Here is an 18,415-nt window from a genome sequence, read left to right as displayed (position 1 = left end):
CCGGTCGGACAGGTGCTGTAGCCTGTCCGGCTCACCCGGTCATCATTCGATAGATCGCCGGTAGAGCAACTGGCAGTTTCGACAGCTTGGCAACGAGAGCGTAGTTTCTGCGGCCGAAAAGCGCCGGGAGATAAGCGCTCGCCTCGCGATCAACAGTCACGGCAAAGACGTTGACGCCTGTGGCGCGCGCTTCGCTGACGGCCCTGCGGCTGTCCTCAAGCGCGAACCGGCCCTCATAATGATCGACATCGTTCGGCTTGCCGTCTGTCAGAACCAGCAGAAGCTTCTTTCGGTTCGGCTGTTCGGCAAGCTTTGCCGTTGAATGGCGAATGGCGGCTCCCATACGTGTGTAGAAGCCCGGCTTCAGCGCCGCAATCCGGTGTTCTACGGCAGGGCCGAAGGTCTCGTCGAAGTCCTTCACGGTTTCGACCCGCACCCATGAGCGGCGGCGTGAGGTGAATGTCTGGATGGAACAGCGGTCGCCACATGCGGCAATGCCGTTGGCCAGAACCAGAAGCGCCTCCTTTTCCACATCCAGCACACGCCGATTGTCGATCCATGCATCGGTGGATAGCGAGACATCGACCAGAATTGTGACGGCGAGGTCGTTTGCCTTGGGTCGGCTCATCAGGTGCACATGGTCGCTGCCCTGTCCACCGGCGGCGAAGTCGCACCGTGAACGCACCACGGCATCAAGGTCGAGATCGTTGCCATCGAGCTGTGCCCGCATCAATTCGCGCCCTGGCCGCAAGATCTCGAACTGGCGGCGCACCCGGCGCACAAGGCTTTGCGCTTCGTCATCCAGTTCCATAGCTTCTTCACGGCCCTGTGCTGGTCCTGCCAGAACACTGCAATGGTCGGGAAGATAAACACCTTTCCGGTAATCCCATTCCGGATAGGTCAGTTTGGCGGCGAGAGCCGTTCGATCGACGGCTTCGGGTGGCAGGTCGAGATCGAAACGGAAACGGGCTGCAGGTCTGCCTTTGCGCTCGCCCAATGTCAGATCGTCAAGTTCATCGGCAGACTTTGCATTCTGTTCGTCGCTATCGTCCGTTGGCCGGTCGACGCTTACCATTTCTGCCATGGCAAGGATTTTCTCAAAGCGATTGAGAATAAACGGGCTTCTGTCGGCCAGTCTCGGGTCCTGCTTCTCGCGGTTTGCGATCTGCCGTCCGGTTTCGACACCTTCAGCCTTGCTGTTGAGTACCGGCTGGTCGTCGCTGTCGCGTGGTGCAGTTTCCTCGCGCCTTATCAATTCCGGCCAAAGCGGGACGGGCAGGGCGGGCAGATAGCCTGCGGGGGCGCAATGCGGGAAGATTGTAGCAAGACTGTTATCCGGCAGTCCTGCGCCCTGTTTCAAAAGCGCCAGAATGCGCTCTTCCACTTGTTGTTCAAGACCATAGAGCGAACGTTTGGGACGTACAGCCAGCATCGCATCGCACAGGCGCGCATAACGTTTCTGAAAGCCGGGAAATACCCGGCAAGTCTTCGCAACGGTATCCGATGCCAGTGCAAGGGCTGCAAGATTGCGGCGCAAAGGGTCGCCGGGAAGTTCGTTCACTTCGGTCGGCATGACTGCCATATAACCCGCAAGCCAGACATAGAGATCGTAATTGAGCGTGCGATCGGGAAAAAGCGCGATCTCCGGCGGCAGCATCAATGTCGCTTCATCCCGCAACGGCTGGCTAAGCTTCTCTTCGCCCAAAGCCATGCGCTGCCGCAATCCCAGCCTGTGCCCGGAGGTTCGGGCACGGGCCGGGGCAATCTGCACGGCGACATCGCCACCAAAACCACGAAAGCAAATGGCGAGCTTCTGGCGAATATCGCCAAGTTGCACGGCGTGCTGGGGATAATGCGGCCACGATCCGGTCTTGCCAATCAGGCGGTGCCAGGCCCGGCCAACGGTTTCCTCCAGTTCCAGAAAATCCAGCATTGTGTGCCCGCCTATTTCAGCATTGCATCGGCAACTTCAATCAAGGCGGCTTTGACATCCGGCTCATCGGTCAGCGGCTCGATCATAGCGGCGCGTGCGGCTTCGCGTTGTGACATGCCGGCGTCGATCAGCGTGGCACAGTAGACCAGCAGACGGGTTGAAACGCCTTCCTCCAGATCGTGGCCTTTCAGTCCGCGCAGTCGGTGAGCCAGTGCCACCAGTGGCACAACCTTTTGAGCCGCGAGGCCGCTTTCTTCGCTCACCACTGCGATTTCCTGTTCTTTGGGCAGGAAATCAAACTCGATGGCGACAAAGCGCTGGCGCGTGCTTGGCTTCAGGGATTTCAACAAGTTCTGATAACCCGGATTATAGGATACGACGAGCATGAAGCCGTCTGGCGCTTCGAGCAGTTCGCCAGTGCGTTCCAATGGCAGAAGGCGGCGGTCGTCGGTCAGCGGATGCAGAACCACGGCCACGTCCTTGCGCGCCTCGACGATCTCGTCGAGATAGCAAATGCCGCCTTCGCGCACGGCGCGGGTCAGCGGACCGTCGACCCAGATTGTATCGCCACCTTTCAGCAGATAGCGCCCGGTCAGATCAGCAGCCGCCAGATCGTCATGGCAGGAAACCGTCGAGAGTGGCAGGCCGAGTTTTGCGGCCATATGGCTTACAAACCGCGTCTTGCCGCAACCGGTCGGTCCTTTGAGAAGCAATGGCAGCTTACGCGTCCAGGCCATTTCAAAGAGCGCGCATTCATTACCGGACGGGCTGTATGGTGGGATCGAGACATCGGCATTTTCTACATTTCTGAGAATGGGGTTCATGGCCGTTTTCCTTTGTATCAGGCAATGAAGCCCCGCCATGAGGCGGGGCTTGGTGTCGATCATTCAACGGGTTGTACGAAGCCGGAGGTGTTTTCGCGGCGTTCCTTGCCTGGAAGCAAGACGGCCCAGATGAACATGAAGGCCGAAATCACCACCACGACGCCGGAGCCGAGGCGTATCCAGTAGAACAGCGCCAACTGGTCCTGCACGACCATGAAGCTCTCACCCAGAACACGTTGCAGATGGGTCTGCACCACGCCCGCGAAAGTGAGTGCAAAGGTCATCACGGACATTGCCGTACACATTGCCCAGAAGCTCACCATGGAGAGCATCTGGTTGTAAGGCGCCCGTCCGCGGAGTTCGGGGATCGCATAGGCCATGACGGCAAGGTTAAGCATGACATAGGCGCCGAAGAAGGCGAGGTGCCCGTGGGCGGCGGTAAGCTGAGTGCCATGGGTGTAGTAGTTGACAGACGACAGCGTGTGCAGGAAGCCCCATACGCCCGCACCGAAGAAGGCCATCACCGAACAACCGATGGACCAGAGAAGGGCAGCACGGTTTGGATGTTTGCGACCGGCCTTCCATGTCATCACGAAGGTAAAGATGACCATGGTGAAGAACGGAGCGACTTCCAGTGTCGAGAACAACGAACCGATCCACTGCCAGTAGCCCGGCGCACCGATCCAGTAATAATGGTGACCTGTTCCAAGAATGCCGGAGAACAGCGCCAGGCCGACGATGACGTAGAGCCATTTTTCGACGACTTCACGGTCGATGCCGTTGAGCTTTATCATCAGGAAGGCGAGGATCGACGCCATGATGAGTTCCCACACGCCTTCAACCCACAGATGGATGACATACCACCAGTAAAGCTTGTCGAGCGCGAGATTGATCGGATTGTAGAAGGCAAACAGGAAGAACAGCGCCAGCCCCCACAGACCGAACAGAAGGATGTTGGTCACGGTCGTCTTGCGGCCCTTGAGTGCCGTCAGCGTGATGTTGAACAGAAAAATCAGGCAGACGATGACGATGCCGACCTTGATGATGAATGGCTGTTCGAGAAATTCACGCCCCTCGTGAATATGGAACAGATAGCCGACAACAGCGATACCAGCCGCCACGAAAAACAGCCAGAACTGGATGACGGCGAGTTTGGTGCTGTAAAGCTCGGTTTCAGTCTCTTCCGGCAGCAGATAATAGGTCGAACCCATGAAGCCCATCAGCAGCCAGACGACCAGCGCATTGGTGTGGATCATGCGAACGATGTTGAAGGGCAGGAGCTCGGAGAGCGTATTGGGCAGAACATAGATCGTGCCAGCGAGAACGCCGAATGCGACCTGCGCGATGAACAGCACGAGCGCTCCATAGAAATAGAGCATCGCGACCTTTTGGCTTTCATATTTCATAGTGTGTAACTCCGTTCATCCCGCGCTCAGCCAGCCTCGTTGGGCGGCCAGTCCTGCGTCTTGATGCGGCTGGTCCATTCGAGGAAATCAGCCAGATCGTTGAGTTCCTGTTCGCTCAGGTTGAACTGGGGCATCTGGCGACGCCCTGCGATCCCGGTAGGTTGTGCCTGCATCCAGGCTTTCATCGTCTCGCGTGCGCCTTCGGGGTCTTCTTCCCCGCCCCAGCGCTTCCAGACATTGCCAAGCTCGGGTGCAAAATAAGCCCCTTCGCCAAGCAGCGTGTGGCAGTTGATGCAGGAGTTTTTCTCCCAGATGTGCTTTCCGCGGGCGACCGAGGCCGTCAGCGTGGATTCATCCGTGGAAGTCGTTTTCATGTAGTAGTGACTGTGCGCCGTCAGCCCCACGAAGATCGCGAAAAAGAAAATAGACCCGCCGTAGAAGACGTTTCGTGCGCCGGTCTTGGTTAGGCGTTCTGCCATCCCTTCGTCCTTTCATCGGCCGAGGGACAAAGCCCCGGCAACAAATCCCCCCGTCGATAATGCGGCTGGTCAATCCCCTCGCCAGCATCACGGGACAGGACTGTTCTATCGGTCAGGGGAAAGCCTTCTTTGCGATTTGGCAAATACTGGAGCATTTCCAGCAAAAGTGCGAAGCGGTTTTGCGTTGGATAATGCGTAAAAACAAAGAGATAGCGTGTTGTTCAAAGGAGAACGCGCACGAGGATGGAACGCGCCAGAGCAAGCGCCAGCAGAAGGGCAGGCCAGACCAGCAGGGCTGGCTTCAATGTGCCGCTGGTTCCGCGCATTTCCATGAAATCGAGAATGACGAACCAGCCTTTTGCAAAAGCCAGAATCAATACGATGACGATGGCTGCAAGCATTCCGTCGCTGGTACCTGCGATAAATGCACCGCTTAGAGCGAGGAGAATCAGAATGACAAATGTGCGGGTCAGCGGAGGGTAGTTGTGATCGGACACTGCGGGCCTCAAGCGAGATAGAGAACGGGGAACATCACCAGCCATACGAGGTCGATGGCGTGCCAGAGCGTCGTAATCAGCAGAATATTGGAGCGTGTCGGTCGCCATGCGACAAGTGCCAGCACGACAGAGCCGAAAGCCACATGCATCAGGTGAAAACCGGTCAGGAGAAAATAAAGTTCGAAGAACGAGCCTGCGCTTTCATCGCCCGCAAACTGGATTTCATGCGAATATTCGATGAGCTTGATCGCAACAAACACGAGGCCGAAAAAGGCGGCATATAAAAGCGGGCGGCGAGCCTGATTTATATCGTTGCGCCTGCGCACGGCTATTGCTGCCTGCCAGCCGCTCATTAGCAGCACGACGGTGTTGGTTGCAGCGAGGCCGGGGCTCAGATGCGCACGCAACTGCGCAACGCCTTCCACATTGATGATCGACATCACCATGAACGCGATCAGCAGGATCGCGAAGGCAACGAGTTCGCTCCACACGAGAATCCAGAGCAGAAGATCGTCTTCTGCGCGATCCTCCGAATTCAATGCAGTTATGGCCAAATCTTCGGTTCCAGACATGGCACATGCCTAGCGCCCGCAGTTCAGGCCTTCTTTGCGTTTTGGCAAAGAAGAAATGCACTGACGACGACATTGTATCGTGGCAACAGCAAAGGAAATTTCAATGACGGATGCACAGATCGGGCTCATGGTCGCGACACCGGCGATTATCGGATTCTCACTGGTTCTCTATCGCATGGGGGCGTTGCAGGGTGCGGGCACGCTATCCGCCGTTGCTGCATCCATCGTGATTGCAGCCGTTCTTTTTCTGGGGCAATAGGTTGGGAAGAGAGCAATGGACGTGCCACCAGTATTGCATGCCGCTGATATCAGCCGCCTTGAAGCCCACCATCATGATCTGCTGGAACTATGCCTGCAGTTGGAGGAAATCGCCGATGATCTCGAAACCGGTGCTTCAACGCAGGAATATCGGCGGATCGCCATGCTCATTCCCCGCCTTGTGGGTGAAACCCATGCGCTGGAAGAAGAGGTTCTGTTCCCCGATTTCAGCCGACAGGCTCATTCCCATTTTGCCACTGCCATCATCGAACGATTGAAGGCGGAACATCGTTGTGACCGGCTGGCCGCCGAGGAATTGTCGCAGACATTGATGGCGATTGCAGAAGGTCGTTGCAGTCTCGCTCGCGACACGATCTCATACATGCTCCGCGGCTTTATGGAGAGCGTGCGTCGTCATATTCTGTCGGAAAAGCTGATGATAGAAGCATTGCTGGCAGCGAAATCCGAAGAACGGGAAGTTTTCGGATGACACGAAAAACGTGCCGCGAATCTCTTTGAGAAGAGTGTTTTTCAACTAACTGTTTTTATTGTATTTTAGCTATTATATACCGAGCCGTTTCTGTTCGGTATTTTATGCTTTCCTGCTGTTTTATTGCTCGCCGTCGGCAAGCCGTCTCACACCCGACATATTGAGGACGGTCAGTTTCTGGCGTCCGCCACGAACAAACCCTAGCGCTTCCCAGCCGGTGAGAATGCGTGACACTGTATGCAGCGTTGTTCCGGTCATTTCGGCAATATCCTGCTTCGTAATCGGAAAATCGATTCGGATGCCGTCGTCTTCTTTCCGGCCTGCGTGACGCGCAAGGCGCAGAACGGTGTGTGCGACACGCCGCTCTACTTCTTCCGTCGACATTTCACGAATACGCGTGTGGGCTTCTTCCAGCCTTTTGCCGATTGTCTGGATTGCATTCATTGCCAGACCGGGATTCTGCTCGACAAAGTAATCCCAAAGCTCTGTCGGCCAGGCCAGTACAATGCTTTCAGCGACGGCGATCGCAGTGCCGGGATAATCGCTTCTCTGCAAGGCTCTGGCGAACCCGAAAAGATCTCCGGGATGCACCATGCGGACAATGATCTGCTGTCCGTCCGGTGTCACCTGATTGACCTTCAGTCGACCGTGCAGGAGGAGGTAGAAAAGAACCGCATCGTCGCCTTGTTCGAAGATGGCCTCTCCCGGTGGAACACGCTTTGTAGTTGCATAGGAAACAAGCTTGTCGAGTTCGCCATCACTCATTTTGGCGAACAAGGACAGTTTCCTGACAAGTCCGCGATCTATCATGGACATTGCGTTTCTCACACTCCAAAATCCTGCATCTACCTTAGCACAGCAATGCGGGCTTGGAATTGTTTTCGGGGCCGGGGATCGGGCATTCACAGCTAATCCCTCATGCGCCGATGTTCTGGATGCGCTTCCACACCACAGCATACCAGCGGTTGTCGCGAACCAGCCGGAAACCGAGATTGTCGGGCGGAACACCGACGCTGCATCCTCCGGTTTTCGGGTTGCGTATGAACGAGCTCATCGCCGCGCGGTGCTTGCCGTTAACGACATAAACGCCGCACGATGGCGTTTCGGCAACCTGCTTGCCGTAGGCATCGATATTGACGCGGCGGTGGCAGGTCTGGGTCCATTCCCACACATTGCCAGCAATGTCGGCTACACCCAGTTCGTTGACACCGAAAGCACCGGCAGGGCGTCTGGCAGGGTTCCTGTCCAGCTTGCGGGCACTTTGTTTTTCATAATCCCTCAGCCAGCGCAGTGCCGGATTGGTTGCAGCATCGTCCTCGATGCCGAGCGCATCGTCGGGAAAGCGCGAGCCGGCGGCGAATGCCCACTGCTCGTCTGTTGGCAGGTGCCAGTTTTCGCCGGTTTTGCGTGAAAGCCAGTCGGCATAGGCCTGTGCATCATCATAGCTGACGCCGACGATCGGGCCATCTGCACCGGATGCATCGTGATTGTGTGGCAAGGTCTCGGCAGGCTGGCAGTCGCCATCGGCGACGCAGTGCGCGTAATCGGTCGTGCTGACCTGATACTTCATGATCTCGAATGCCCGCTGCAGCTTGCGGGTCGTCAATGGGGCATCGACAGGATAATTGTTCTTCTGAAAATCGCCATCCGCCCGATAAGTCATGGTGCGTGGCGCGATGACAATCGTTTCGGGACCGACAGGCGATACGCCCGGCATTGGGTGGTCCGGACGCCCGACGGCGTCAACGACAAACAACCCCGCGACGACTGCCAGCACAACCGCCGGAACGGCTACGGCAAGCTCACGCAGGCGCTTTTTTCCTCTACCTTCGTTCATCGGATATCGAGGGAGTGCATCCATCCGGGAGGCAGATGGATGCAGCCCAAGCCTTTCTTCGTAAAGCACGATTCAGGGAAGGTTTGCCGAAGGCACCCTGGGAGTTGAGGCGCCTTCAAGCATTTGCTTTACGTGCCGGATGGCGCGAGAACCGATGTCATCAGGTCGTCGTTCCATTCACCGGTGACCTTGAAATGGGCAGCGGCGCCGAGTTCAAAAGCCTCGATCAGATTATGGTTCACATAGGCATAGATTCCGGGCTGCTGGAACGTATAGAAAGCTGCTCCGGCCGCGCCGCCCGGAATGAACCAGGTTTCCTGATCGACATCCGGCGGTGTGTTGAACTTGCCGGTTGCCCAGACATAATCCCCGTGACCCCCGATCAGATGCGGTCTCGTATCGCGGTTGGCCTGCGAATGGACGATCAGGACTTTCTCGCCGACCGCTGCCGTCATGGCCTTGTCGCCGGTCAGTGCACCAACAGCGCCGTTGAACACGACATGGGTTGGGGTGAGGGTGCGCATGACCTTGACCGTGTCTTCATAAGCGTCACCAGGCGCATCATATTTCTTGAACTTCCCGTCCTCGTCGCGCGGTACATAGAAATCCTGCTCGCCGACATAATAGATCTTGTCATAGGTCAGGGCTTTTCCCTTGCCATCATGCAATCCCTCGCGTGGCAACACCATGATGGCGCCATTCATGCCCGATACGACGTGCCATGGAACCATTCCGGGAGGTGCGCAGTGGTAGACGAAGACGCCGGGCTTGGTCGCCTTGAAGCGCAGAATGGTCTTCTCACCCGGATTGATTTCGGTCAGCCCGCCGCCGCCCAACGCACCCGTTGCCGCATGGAAATCGATATTGTGCATCAGCGTGTTGGTTTCGGGGTTGATGAGTGTCAGTTCGACATAATCATCCTGATGCACGACCATGAGCGGTCCCGGAACGGTGCCATTGAATGCCATGGCGTGAACTTCGGTCCCTGCATCATCAATGACGATCTTCTTTTCCTCGATCACCATGGTGAATTCGACCACCTTTGGTCCGCCTTCTGCAACCTGGCTGTGGGCATGAACGAAGGGAGGGTCCACCAACTCCACTTTCTGGCGCGGGAGTGCCGCTATTTCTGCCGCACTTGCCTTCCTCACCGCGCCTTGTCCCCAGGCGGATGTGGTTGCCAGAACCGGCGCAAGCGCCCCGGCGAGGGCGGCTCCTGCCAATATGCTACGGCGGCTGATTTGCATCTGGTCGACCATCGATACTCTCCTTTACGATAGGACCGAGCATTTCCTGCTCTGTCATGCCGACTATAGAAGGCGACGCTTCGATGGTCCTTGACTGCGATCAAGGTAATGCGGAAAGTTCAGTAATATTAATTGTTAAATATCAATTAGTTAAAGTCGTTTCTTGATATATGTTCTGCTTTATTTGCGCTGGAACAAAGGTTGAAACGAAGAGGTTCGATCAAAAGTGAAGCCAGCGAACAGATCAGTTCCGTTCGCTGGCTTTGGTGATTAGCGTATAGGACGCTTAGAGTGCGAACCGCGCTTGCACTTCAGGCATCGCCATTTCTGGAATCCACTCCGGTTCGTAGGTCAGTTCGACATTCACCGTACGAACACCTTCAACAGATTCGGCGCTCGCACGAACGGCATCGGTCAGATAGCCAGCGGCCGGGCAGCCGGGTGTTGTCGTCGTCATGCTGATATCGACATTCCCGCCATCACCAATGTCGATGCTGTAGATCATGCCGAGATCAACAAGGTTGAATCCGAGTTCAGGATCAAGAACCAGGCGGAGACTTTCGATAATTTGCTTTTCCATATGGGCATGTGTTTCGTGTTGCATGACAACTACCTCGCGTCTCCAACGCGGATCATGATACGATAGGCGGCGCCGGTCTCGTCGAAGTTACCGACCCATTCGTGACCGCGATTTTCGAGTTCGGGAAAGAGGAACAACGGCTCGCGGTGCAGCAGGGCGAACAGAACCGCACCGGCAGGCATGTCTTCCACTTCTGCAAGGATGCGTACCATCGGTTCCGGTGGCTGCATGTCCGAACAATCCAGATAACGCGATGGTTCAGGCCATACATCCGGCGATACGACATTGTCGGAGAACCGCAGTTCCGGCGTGGCATCCATCGCCGGGCTGAACAGGACTTGCCAGTCACCATTATCCAGAGGTTCTGCCTTTGCAGTAAAGCCTTTTCGCTCCATGACACTGAAAAGCGGTGCCGGTTTGAATGGTGCGATCAGCAGGAGGCTTTGTCCCGCCGAAAGACTGGCGACCGCTTCCATGATGGCATTGAACGGTTCCACGCCGCCCTTGATCAGCGGGCGTACGTCCAGCACATGGTGCGTGATGTCCTGAACTGAGAGTGTCATTTCGATCTCCTGAGAATTGGTTCACCGGCATAGATGAGATGCGGGAGGGTTGCCCCTTTTGGCAGGCGTAGGCCATGCGGTACATCGAGAAGTCGCCGGGCGCGGAAGAAGTGCACGATCAATGCAAGGATCGCCATGAGATTCAGCATAATGGCCAAACGAAATACGGTTGGATATTCGGCAATCAAAGCCAGCGTCGCGACTGCAACGCCCGTATAATAAAGAGCGAACCATTGTCGTGCGCGGCGCTCGCTGACCATATCCTGCACGCGCGGGGTCGGTGCACGTCCCATGACAGGGCCATAGCATTCGAGCCAGGTCAGAAACGGTACGATCTTGTAGAGCTGGGCAAGACTGAGGCCGGTCAGCCAACCGAAGGTGAACAGATAGACAACTCCGGCAATCATCGCATCGGTAGCACCCGTCCAGAACAGGGTAATTGCCAGAAGAAGCGAAAACCCAAGCGCAATGAAGGCTGGAACACTGGCGGCGCTGTTCAATTCTATCGTCTTGCGTTTGCGCTGCCGGTAGATCGTCTGGATATCGACGATATAGAGTGCGATGCACGCAATGCCGGGAATGAGGGCCGCTGTCACGGCTATCTCGATTGATCCCATTTCCAGGGTGACAACGATTATTCCGGCAGTGAGGATGGTCAGGGCAGCAGCGCCTTCCCACCAGATGATTCTGGTTGTCTGCCGCGCAGCATCGGGGGACAGCATGAACATTGTCAGCAGTCTGTAGCTCACGCCCATAGCCGTGAAAGTCATCCAGCCGCCAAGGCCAAGCGCAGCGTGAACCGGCAATGCTGCACCCGCAATATCGAGCAGAACGGCTTGCTCGGTGAAGCCGGAAAGCGCGAAGGTGAAAATACTGCCAAGCAGAGCGGTTATCAGAAGACAGCAGATGCCTGCTGCAACGAACCATGCGGGCAGGGCGATCGGGCGAGCGAGCCAGAGCGTCATGCCCAGTATTGCGAAAATGATGGCAAATCCGCAGGTCAACAGGATGCCGGAGACCGGGAGCAACCATGTCGGACTTTCCGTCAGCCCGGCCATGCCTGCAAAGGCAACGAGCAGACCAGAAAGGCCCGCCACCAGTAGAAGCAAGGCGGGAAGACCTGCACGGCTTCCCCACAGGGATCTGTTCACCAGAACCGGCACGAATTGCAGGAGTGCGCCACTCATGAGCAGTGCAAGCCATCCAATACAGATGGCGTGCACGATTATAAGTGTTTCAGCCGCGCGAATTCCATGACCCGGAAAGCCGAAACCACCTGCCATCAGGGCAAGTCCAAAGACGAGGAAAGCCAGCGAAGCGGCAAAGTAGGAGAGGGTCCAACGGGAAAGTGTCGCGCCGATCATCTCAATTCGTCCCGGACGTTGTGCCTATAAGACTTCAGTGATTGCCGCAGGTACACTCATGGTCAGCGCCATGATGGCCTTTCCGGCGACCGATCTCGACCCGCCACAGCGGACCAGTTTCCTTGTAGACCCACGAGAATACGCCCGGATTACGGGTTTCAAGTTGGTGGCGCAGCGGCACCGGATCGTGATCGTTGACGATTTCCAGCGCTTCGCCGGGTTCAAGCGAATCGATCATCGAGAAGATCGTCGCATGCCGCGAAATTGGCGGAATGGTGCGGACATCGATTACGGGGGATAGTGAGACAGGTTCTGCCGACATCATATTGTTCCGTGGCTGTCAGGCTTCGAAGCATGACGATGACAGCCGCATCGTCATTCGAGCCATTCTAGAGTGACAGGCGCAAACCGGATTTGTTGTATCTCAAAGAAGATCGGGAATTTCTGGCAGATATTCATTCAATCAACGACGCGGGGGTGGCATCTTCCGTTGCTCAGCCCCGCGCTTCATTGTCAAAACAACATTACTGATTGATTTCAGGCTCAACGAGCTTCTTCAACTTCTCCAGAGATTCCTGCCAGCCGAGATAGCAGGCCTCAGTGGGAATGATATCGGGCACGCCTTGCTGCTCGATGTTGATTTCGGTTCCGACCGAAACCGCTTTCAGCGTGATCGTGACCTTCATTTCACCTGGCAGGTTCGGGTCGTCGAAGCTGTCCGTATAGACTAGCCGTTCCCCCGGAACGAGTTCGAGATATGTGCCGCCAAAGGAGTGGCCTTCGCCCGTTGTGAAATTCCGGAACGACATTCTGTGTTTACCGCCGACCTTTGCGTCCAACTCGTGGACGGTGCAGGTGAAGCCATATGGCGGTAGCCAGCTGGCTACGGCATCCGGCTCGACGAATGCGCGATAAACCTTCTCCGGCTTGGTGGCGAAGACACGGTGCAGACGAATAGTGCTGGGCATGGTTTCCTCCCCTTGTGGGTTTTCTGTTCAGTGGATGTTGGCGGGTTGTTGAAAGACTAGGCTTATATATCGCTTGAGATGGTCGACGCTTTCGACAGCACGCAGCGGGTCGCCGCTTGCCTTGGCTATGATGAAAGCGCCCTGGATAACGGCCTGTGTATGAAGAGCAAGGCTTTCAGCGGTGAAATCACCCGCAACCGGATAGCGCTCCATGGCGGCTGCGATATCCGGGACTAGCGTGTCCGCATGGCTCGATATGCTGTTCCAGCAGGCATCCCGGATCACGGAATTGGTCTCGTAAATTTCCTGCGTCATGGTGCCGACGAGGCAGGTGAAGTCAGGCAGGTCGCCTTGAATCAACTGCTTCCGCAACTCGACATAGGCCAGCACGCGCTCAAGCGGGTCTTCAGGAGCATGATAGGCGGCGTCGGCAAAGAGCGCCCCTGTCGTTTCCGACCAGTAGTTCGCGGCGGCAACCGCCAGATCTTCCTTGCTGGAAAAATGATGAAAGAAAGCGCCTTTTGACAGGGATGCCTTCGTGCAGATGTCATCGACCGTCGTTGCGGTGTAACCCTTGGTGCGAATAACGCTCAACGCTGCATCAAGCAGGTTGAACCGGGTCAACGGGTTTTGTTTGCGTGCCATGATCTTGCTCCTGATTAAAACAATACCAACTGGTTGGTATCAAATCAAGCAGGCAATTGAAGTTTGTTAATTGCTGAAAGGAGGGGCTGGCGGGAAGTGCGACGGGGATGATTCTTAAAACAGGTTGGGATTCGAGGGCCTGAGTGAGTTTGTGGATAAGTTTGATGTCATTGAAAAAGCCCGGAAATCAGGCGTTCTACAGCAAAATCGAAAATTCTTATTCTTTCTTCGTGACCCTTGCTTGACACTTGTTCGAGAACCCCTTAAACGACCGCTCACACCGGACGGAAACGCCGGTGCGACGCAGCCGCAAGGTTGCCGAGAAATGCGCGGGTGTAGCTCAGTTGGTTAGAGTGCCGGCCTGTCACGCCGGAGGTCGCGGGTTCGAGCCCCGTCACTCGCGCCACTTTCCTCTCAACAAATCGATAGATTGAACGTTGACACGAAAGTGGCGCCCACCGCCATTTTTACTTTTTCTCAAGCCAGAGCATTTCCAGCAAAAGTGCGAAGCGGTTTTGCGCAGGATAATGCCTCAAAAAAGAGATCGAGCATTTCCAGCAAAAGTGCGAAGCGGTTTTGCGTAGGATAATGCGTCAAAAAAGGGATCGAGCGTTTCCAATGATTCAATTTGAACTGGAAATGCGCTGGAATTGCTGATCGTGAACGGGCATTGAAATGCCCTGTGAATGATTTTTGCAATATCGCAATTCTTCTCCAAACACGTGCTTGACACTTGTTCGAGAACCCCTTAAACGACCGCTCACACCGGACGGAAACGCCGGTGCGACGCAGCCGCAAGGTTGCCGAGAAATGCGCGGGTGTAGCTCAGTTGGTTAGAGTGCCGGCCTGTCACGCCGGAGGTCGCGGGTTCGAGCCCCGTCACTCGCGCCACTTTCCTCTCAACAAATCGATAGATTGAACGTTGACACGAAAGTGGCGCCACCGCCTGTCTTCCGGGACTATCTTCTCTTCAAAAAACCTTCGTGGGAATTGCCGGGGCGCAGCCGCTTCGCCAACCGTATGTCTGCTATTTGGAAAATTGCTTCCAGGACAGATAGGCGACCGACAGGATGATCGCTGCAATGACGAGAAGATCGCCGCTGGCGAGCAGATAATGGCTCATGCGTGACCTCCTTGCGATGCTTTGGCCGACAATATGTTTCATGATAGCCGGGGTGAACGCGATCTGAAGGCATGGCTTCGCAAAGCTTTCGGCATTTGGAGCGTTTCCGTTCCAACTTTACCGGTAAATGCGAACGGAATTTTTCACCTGCGGACTACTGGTTTTCCGAGGTGGTTTGCATGGCCAAAAGTCAGCGGCTTCGCCAATGCATTGCCATGAAGCGAATTTCCTGTTTTCAATCACGTGGAATCGGATGACACGGACGGATCGCTGCGACGATGACCCGACACGCTTTTCTTGGTGTGCTTGCAACGTTTTTGATTCTCGCCGGATGTGGCTCACCCCGCGCCGTGCTGTGGCACGGACCGAATTCAAGCCCGCAATCGGTGGCTGCGGCCGAAGCCGCCATCGTCAAGCCTGCGAAACCGGCTGCGGTGGTTCCCATCTATGTTGCGACCAGCCGTCAGCGTTCGGGCAATTTTTCGCAGCCCTACAATTCCAGGCGCTCCGAAACGCTGAATTTTGCGCAGGTCGATGTCGGTATTCCGGCGGCCCATGTCAAAGGGCAGGTCGAGTCGACTGGCTACAAGCCTGATCCCGCCAAAAATTTCGCTGCCACGGCATTTCAGCCGTATGACAATGCAGAACAGTTTCTCGCTCAATTGAATGCCGCCCTTGCGAAGCAGGGACCGAAGGATAAGGAAATCCTGATCTTCGTGCACGGCTACAACAATAATTTTGCCGACAGCACATTTCGTCTGGCGCAATTCGTCCATGACTACAGGATGAAATCGGTAGCTGTCGAATATGCGTGGCCATCAGGCGGCGATCTGGGTCTTTATGTCTATGATCGCGATAGCGCGGACTTCGCACGGGACGGTCTGGCGCGCTTGCTGGAACTTGTGGCCCGCAGCAATGCTGAACGCATCGTCCTGTTAGGACACTCCATGGGCAGCTTCGTCACCATGGAGGCTTTGAGAACCTTGTCCCTGCGTGGCGAAAAGAACGTGCTGCGCCGCATCAGTGCGCTGTTGCTCGCAGCGCCCGACATAGACCTCGATGTCTTTGAAAAGCAGATCAAGGATATCGATCCCATGCCACATCCGACGGCGGTGCTGACATCGCGCAGCGATCGCGCGCTCGGTGTCTCATCATTCATCACCGGCGGCCATGCGCGGGTAGGGGACGGCACCAGTATTTCAACCCTCCAGAAATATGGAATCGCGGTGATAGACGCGACCGATGTGGACGGCGGTGCACACAATGTCTTTGCGTCCTCGCCATCGCTCATGGCTTTGGTTAGCGATGGTACTCTTTCGCTGGGCGCTTTGAACGGGCGGGAAAACCAGACGACAGGACAGGCGGTGCTGGCAGACGGCGCTTCTGCAATCAAGGGAGCTGCATCGCTTGTACTTTATCTGCCGGGCAGGCTGGTCGGGGCAGCGGCTTCCGCTGCTCCATGAATTCATTTCAAAGCGAGTGCTGAAACCCCCAACTTTCATTCCCAAGTTGCAGGCAATTGATTCTCCCTGCGATTGCCAAGCAGAGAGCGGCGTGCGACTTTTCCTCACGAAATTATGATCTTTTCATGTTATACGGGTTTTCAGTGGGATAAGCGGGCTTGATGCCATGGCTTGTTAAGCATCTTGGCTCGTCTTTGCCCAATAGATCGTGCCGGAGGGGTTGCGCTTGCGCACGCGCTGCGATAACCGTCCCGGCGAAAAGCGCTTAGTTCGCACGGCATGCCTTTTGAAGCTGCTTGGGGCGACGAGGTTGCACAGATGCAATGTGTCGCATGGTCGTCAGCTCCAAAAAGCTTATGACAGGCGGCGCAGCCTCGTATTCAAGCCGGATAAAGGACCATGAACGAGCTTTTAAGTTCCTACCTGCCGATCGTCATCTTTCTCGGCATTGCGATGGTAATTGGTGTAGCCCTTCTGGTTGCGCCGTTTCTTGTCGCTTACAGACAGCCCGACCCCGAAAAGCTTTCTGCTTACGAGTGCGGCTTCAATGCCTTCGATGACGCCCGTATGAAGTTCGACATCCGTTTCTATCTGGTGTCGATTCTCTTCATCATCTTCGATCTGGAAGTCGCCTTCCTTTTCCCATGGGCCGTGTCCTTTGGTGAAATCGGCTGGTTCGGCTTTGCATCGATGATGGTGTTCCTTGGCGTTCTGACCATCGGCTTCATTTATGAATGGAAGAAGGGAGCGCTGGAATGGGATTGACCACAGCCAACACAACGCTCGTGGCTCCGCAGCCGAAGGGCATTCTTGACCCGCGCACGGGCAAGCCTGTCGGTTCCGACGATGCATTCTTCAACGATCTGAACAGCGAGCTTTCCGACAAGGGATTCATCGTCACGTCCGCTGATGCTCTGATTACCTGGGCGCGTACCGGCTCGCTGATGTGGATGACCTTCGGTCTGGCATGCTGTGCTGTGGAAATGATGCACATTTCCATGCCGCGCTACGACGCAGAACGTTTCGGTATCGCCCCGCGCGCATCACCGCGTCAGTCCGACGTGATGATCGTTGCCGGCACGCTGACCAACAAGATGGCACCCGCCCTGCGCAAGGTCTATGACCAGATGCCGGAGCCGCGTTACGTTATCTCGATGGGTTCCTGTGCTAATGGCGGCGGCTACTACCACTATTCCTATTCGGTGGTGCGTGGCTGCGATCGCGTGGTCCCGGTCGACATCTATGTTCCGGGTTGCCCGCCAACCGCTGAAGCCCTGCTTTACGGTATTCTTATGCTGCAAAAGAAAATCCGTCGCACGGGTACGATTGAGCGCTGATCCGGTCATCGACCGGTTCGTGCAGATGAGTTTTGTTAGGGTTCGACTGCCTGCCATCCCCAAAAGGGTCTCCCAAGGGCAAGCGCGGTGTGGGTTCTAGAGCATGTCCCCCGAAAGTGGGAACCGGTTTCGGGATAAAGACATGCGTAAAACAAACAGTTGGAGCGCCGATCTGATTCAATCAGATCGAAACGCGCTCTAAAGAAGGAAGTTAGGAAAATGAGCGAAGAAGCTCTCGGTGAACTTTCCGGCTATATCAAGGAACGCCTCGGCGATACGATCGAAGAGGCGAAGCTTGCTTATGGCGAGTTGACGCTTTCGGTTCCGGCCGCGAGCATTATCAACGTTCTGACCTTCCTGCGTGACGATGTGCAGTGCCAGTTCGTCAACCTGACGGATATTTCGGGTGTCGACTATCCGCAGCGTGCCATGCGCTTTGATGTTGTTTACCAGCTGATGTCTCCGCGCCAGAACCAGCGCATCCGCGTCAAGGTTCAGGCTGACGAAGATACGCTGGTGCCTTCCGCAGTGCCGGTCTTCGTTGGCGCCGAATGGTTCGAGCGTGAAACCTACGACATGTACGGCGTTCTGTTTTCCGGCCATCCGGATTTGCGCCGCATCCTGACCGACTACGGTTTTGAAGGCCATCCGCTGCGCAAGGACTTCCCGCTTACCGGTTTCGTGGAAGTTCGTTACAACGACGAGCTGAAGCGCGTCGCGTACGAGCCCGTGCAGCTGCGCCAGGAATTCCGCAACTTCGACTTCCTCTCGCCGTGGGAAGGAACGGACTACGTTCTGCCGGGCGACGAGAAAGCTAAGGCGAACTGAG

21 protein-coding genes and 2 tRNA genes are annotated in these 18,415 nt (G+C 55.9%); 8 read left to right on the top strand and 15 right to left on the bottom strand.

Annotated features, from left to right (window positions below):
• Positions 1 to 31 precede the first annotated feature (31 nt).
• From MKS82_RS04905 to MKS82_RS04880, 6 genes are all read right to left on the bottom strand, one after another.
• Entirely contained in the window at positions 32 to 1,933 is a 1,902-nt protein-coding gene (locus MKS82_RS04905) for a nitric oxide reductase activation protein NorD (RefSeq protein ID WP_109987594.1), read from the bottom strand.
• A gap of 11 nt (positions 1,934 to 1,944) precedes the next feature.
• Positions 1,945 to 2,757, bottom strand: a complete 813-nt coding sequence (locus tag MKS82_RS04900; RefSeq protein ID WP_109987595.1) for a CbbQ/NirQ/NorQ/GpvN family protein — start codon at positions 2,755 to 2,757, stop codon at positions 1,945 to 1,947.
• A gap of 59 nt (positions 2,758 to 2,816) precedes the next feature.
• On the bottom strand, positions 2,817 to 4,163 hold the full coding sequence (locus tag MKS82_RS04895) for a cbb3-type cytochrome c oxidase subunit I (RefSeq protein WP_240578396.1): 1,347 nt from the start codon (positions 4,161 to 4,163) through the stop codon (positions 2,817 to 2,819).
• 26 nt (positions 4,164 to 4,189) lie between these two features.
• The gene (locus MKS82_RS04890) at positions 4,190 to 4,642 is read right to left on the bottom strand and encodes a c-type cytochrome (protein WP_240578395.1); all 453 of its coding nucleotides are present in this window, start codon (positions 4,640 to 4,642) and stop codon (positions 4,190 to 4,192) included.
• 221 nt (positions 4,643 to 4,863) lie between these two features.
• Positions 4,864 to 5,139, bottom strand: coding sequence for a cytochrome C oxidase subunit IV family protein (locus MKS82_RS04885; protein ID WP_240578394.1), 276 nt, complete (start codon positions 5,137 to 5,139; stop codon positions 4,864 to 4,866).
• Positions 5,140 to 5,147: 8 nt separating this feature from the next.
• Positions 5,148 to 5,711 (bottom strand): cytochrome c oxidase subunit 3 family protein, encoded by a 564-nt coding sequence (locus tag MKS82_RS04880; protein ID WP_109987599.1) that lies wholly within the window; start codon positions 5,709 to 5,711, stop codon positions 5,148 to 5,150.
• Between the two features lie 103 nt (positions 5,712 to 5,814).
• On the opposite strand from MKS82_RS04880, the gene MKS82_RS04875 reads away from it, so the two are divergent.
• Both MKS82_RS04875 and MKS82_RS04870 read left to right on the top strand, forming a co-directional pair.
• Positions 5,815 to 5,970 (top strand): hypothetical protein, encoded by a 156-nt coding sequence (locus tag MKS82_RS04875; protein ID WP_010660610.1) that lies wholly within the window; start codon positions 5,815 to 5,817, stop codon positions 5,968 to 5,970.
• Between the two features lie 15 nt (positions 5,971 to 5,985).
• A complete protein-coding gene (locus MKS82_RS04870; RefSeq protein ID WP_240578393.1) occupies positions 5,986 to 6,459 on the top strand; it encodes a hemerythrin domain-containing protein in 474 nt (157 codons plus the stop codon).
• Positions 6,460 to 6,579: 120 nt separating this feature from the next.
• Here the strand turns inward: MKS82_RS04870 and MKS82_RS04865 are convergent, their stop codons facing one another.
• The 9 genes from MKS82_RS04865 to MKS82_RS04825 form a co-directional block, all read right to left on the bottom strand.
• On the bottom strand, positions 6,580 to 7,275 hold the full coding sequence (locus MKS82_RS04865; RefSeq protein ID WP_109987601.1) for a Crp/Fnr family transcriptional regulator: 696 nt from the start codon (positions 7,273 to 7,275) through the stop codon (positions 6,580 to 6,582).
• 100 nt (positions 7,276 to 7,375) lie between these two features.
• On the bottom strand, positions 7,376 to 8,296 hold the full coding sequence (locus MKS82_RS04860; RefSeq protein WP_109987602.1) for an SUMF1/EgtB/PvdO family nonheme iron enzyme: 921 nt from the start codon (positions 8,294 to 8,296) through the stop codon (positions 7,376 to 7,378).
• A gap of 128 nt (positions 8,297 to 8,424) precedes the next feature.
• Positions 8,425 to 9,555, bottom strand: coding sequence for a copper-containing nitrite reductase (nirK, locus tag MKS82_RS04855; RefSeq protein WP_109987603.1), 1,131 nt, complete (start codon positions 9,553 to 9,555; stop codon positions 8,425 to 8,427).
• A gap of 274 nt (positions 9,556 to 9,829) precedes the next feature.
• Positions 9,830 to 10,147, bottom strand: a complete 318-nt coding sequence (locus MKS82_RS04850) for a metal-sulfur cluster assembly factor (protein ID WP_109987604.1) — start codon at positions 10,145 to 10,147, stop codon at positions 9,830 to 9,832.
• A 5-nt stretch (positions 10,148 to 10,152) separates the two neighbouring features.
• A complete protein-coding gene (locus tag MKS82_RS04845; protein ID WP_109987605.1) occupies positions 10,153 to 10,686 on the bottom strand; it encodes a DUF2249 domain-containing protein in 534 nt (177 codons plus the stop codon).
• Positions 10,683 to 12,050: a hypothetical protein gene (locus MKS82_RS04840; RefSeq protein ID WP_109987606.1), complete on the bottom strand. Its 1,368-nt coding sequence runs from the start codon at positions 12,048 to 12,050 to the stop codon at positions 10,683 to 10,685. Before MKS82_RS04840 ends, MKS82_RS04845 begins: the two co-directional genes overlap by 4 nt.
• A gap of 34 nt (positions 12,051 to 12,084) precedes the next feature.
• Complete coding sequence (locus MKS82_RS04835; protein ID WP_109987607.1) at positions 12,085 to 12,372, bottom strand: DUF2249 domain-containing protein; 288 nt, start codon at positions 12,370 to 12,372, stop codon at positions 12,085 to 12,087.
• Positions 12,373 to 12,574: 202 nt separating this feature from the next.
• Positions 12,575 to 13,018, bottom strand: a complete 444-nt coding sequence (locus MKS82_RS04830; protein WP_240578392.1) for an SRPBCC family protein — start codon at positions 13,016 to 13,018, stop codon at positions 12,575 to 12,577.
• 27 nt (positions 13,019 to 13,045) lie between these two features.
• On the bottom strand, positions 13,046 to 13,663 hold the full coding sequence (locus MKS82_RS04825) for a TetR/AcrR family transcriptional regulator (RefSeq protein ID WP_240578391.1): 618 nt from the start codon (positions 13,661 to 13,663) through the stop codon (positions 13,046 to 13,048).
• 329 nt (positions 13,664 to 13,992) lie between these two features.
• On the opposite strand from MKS82_RS04825, the gene MKS82_RS04820 reads away from it, so the two are divergent.
• The 6 genes from MKS82_RS04820 (at position 13,993) to MKS82_RS04795 (ending at position 18,414) form a co-directional block, all read left to right on the top strand.
• Positions 13,993 to 14,069, top strand: a tRNA-Asp gene (locus MKS82_RS04820).
• 408 nt (positions 14,070 to 14,477) lie between these two features.
• Positions 14,478 to 14,554: transfer RNA gene (locus tag MKS82_RS04815), tRNA-Asp, on the top strand.
• A gap of 510 nt (positions 14,555 to 15,064) precedes the next feature.
• Positions 15,065 to 16,249, top strand: coding sequence for an alpha/beta hydrolase (locus MKS82_RS04810; protein WP_109987610.1), 1,185 nt, complete (start codon positions 15,065 to 15,067; stop codon positions 16,247 to 16,249).
• Positions 16,250 to 16,648: 399 nt separating this feature from the next.
• Positions 16,649 to 17,014 (top strand): NADH-quinone oxidoreductase subunit A, encoded by a 366-nt coding sequence (locus MKS82_RS04805; RefSeq protein WP_006466588.1) that lies wholly within the window; start codon positions 16,649 to 16,651, stop codon positions 17,012 to 17,014.
• The gene (locus MKS82_RS04800) at positions 17,005 to 17,586 is read left to right on the top strand and encodes a NuoB/complex I 20 kDa subunit family protein (protein ID WP_010661172.1); all 582 of its coding nucleotides are present in this window, start codon (positions 17,005 to 17,007) and stop codon (positions 17,584 to 17,586) included. The genes MKS82_RS04805 and MKS82_RS04800 overlap by 10 nt, the downstream gene beginning before the upstream one ends.
• 219 nt (positions 17,587 to 17,805) lie before the next feature.
• On the top strand, positions 17,806 to 18,414 hold the full coding sequence (locus tag MKS82_RS04795; RefSeq protein ID WP_109987611.1) for an NADH-quinone oxidoreductase subunit C: 609 nt from the start codon (positions 17,806 to 17,808) through the stop codon (positions 18,412 to 18,414).
• Position 18,415 lies beyond the last annotated feature (1 nt).

Origin of the sequence: Ochrobactrum sp. A-1 (assembly GCF_022488005.1) — a bacterium.
GTDB lineage: Bacteria > Pseudomonadota > Alphaproteobacteria > Rhizobiales > Rhizobiaceae > Brucella.
The sequence above is the reverse complement of the archived record's forward strand: the minus strand, read 5'-3'. Positions and strand labels throughout refer to the sequence as shown.

Bases quoted from the DNA above. Each gene is read 5' to 3' on its own strand.
- MKS82_RS04860 (WP_109987602.1), bottom strand. From the start codon at position 8,296: ATGAACGAAGGTAGAGGAAAAAAGCGCCTGCGTGAGCTTGCCGTAGCC.
- MKS82_RS04905 (WP_109987594.1), bottom strand. From the start codon at position 1,933: ATGCTGGATTTTCTGGAACTGGAGGAAACCGTTGGCCGGGCCTGGCAC.
- MKS82_RS04865 (WP_109987601.1), bottom strand. From the start codon at position 7,275: ATGTCCATGATAGATCGCGGACTTGTCAGGAAACTGTCCTTGTTCGCC.
- nirK (WP_109987603.1), bottom strand. From the start codon at position 9,555: ATGGTCGACCAGATGCAAATCAGCCGCCGTAGCATATTGGCAGGAGCC.
- MKS82_RS04835 (WP_109987607.1), bottom strand. From the start codon at position 12,372: ATGTCGGCAGAACCTGTCTCACTATCCCCCGTAATCGATGTCCGCACC.
- MKS82_RS04850 (WP_109987604.1), bottom strand. From the start codon at position 10,147: ATGCAACACGAAACACATGCCCATATGGAAAAGCAAATTATCGAAAGT.
- MKS82_RS04810 (WP_109987610.1), top strand. From the start codon at position 15,065: ATGACCCGACACGCTTTTCTTGGTGTGCTTGCAACGTTTTTGATTCTC.
- MKS82_RS04895 (WP_240578396.1), bottom strand. From the start codon at position 4,163: ATGAAATATGAAAGCCAAAAGGTCGCGATGCTCTATTTCTATGGAGCG.
- MKS82_RS04830 (WP_240578392.1), bottom strand. From the start codon at position 13,018: ATGCCCAGCACTATTCGTCTGCACCGTGTCTTCGCCACCAAGCCGGAG.
- MKS82_RS04870 (WP_240578393.1), top strand. From the start codon at position 5,986: ATGGACGTGCCACCAGTATTGCATGCCGCTGATATCAGCCGCCTTGAA.
- MKS82_RS04900 (WP_109987595.1), bottom strand. From the start codon at position 2,757: ATGAACCCCATTCTCAGAAATGTAGAAAATGCCGATGTCTCGATCCCA.
- MKS82_RS04825 (WP_240578391.1), bottom strand. From the start codon at position 13,663: ATGGCACGCAAACAAAACCCGTTGACCCGGTTCAACCTGCTTGATGCA.
- MKS82_RS04800 (WP_010661172.1), top strand. From the start codon at position 17,005: ATGGGATTGACCACAGCCAACACAACGCTCGTGGCTCCGCAGCCGAAG.
- MKS82_RS04875 (WP_010660610.1), top strand. From the start codon at position 5,815: ATGACGGATGCACAGATCGGGCTCATGGTCGCGACACCGGCGATTATC.
- MKS82_RS04880 (WP_109987599.1), bottom strand. From the start codon at position 5,711: ATGTCTGGAACCGAAGATTTGGCCATAACTGCATTGAATTCGGAGGAT.
- MKS82_RS04795 (WP_109987611.1), top strand. From the start codon at position 17,806: ATGAGCGAAGAAGCTCTCGGTGAACTTTCCGGCTATATCAAGGAACGC.
- MKS82_RS04840 (WP_109987606.1), bottom strand. From the start codon at position 12,050: ATGATCGGCGCGACACTTTCCCGTTGGACCCTCTCCTACTTTGCCGCT.
- MKS82_RS04845 (WP_109987605.1), bottom strand. From the start codon at position 10,686: ATGACACTCTCAGTTCAGGACATCACGCACCATGTGCTGGACGTACGC.
- MKS82_RS04805 (WP_006466588.1), top strand. From the start codon at position 16,649: ATGAACGAGCTTTTAAGTTCCTACCTGCCGATCGTCATCTTTCTCGGC.
- MKS82_RS04890 (WP_240578395.1), bottom strand. From the start codon at position 4,642: ATGGCAGAACGCCTAACCAAGACCGGCGCACGAAACGTCTTCTACGGC.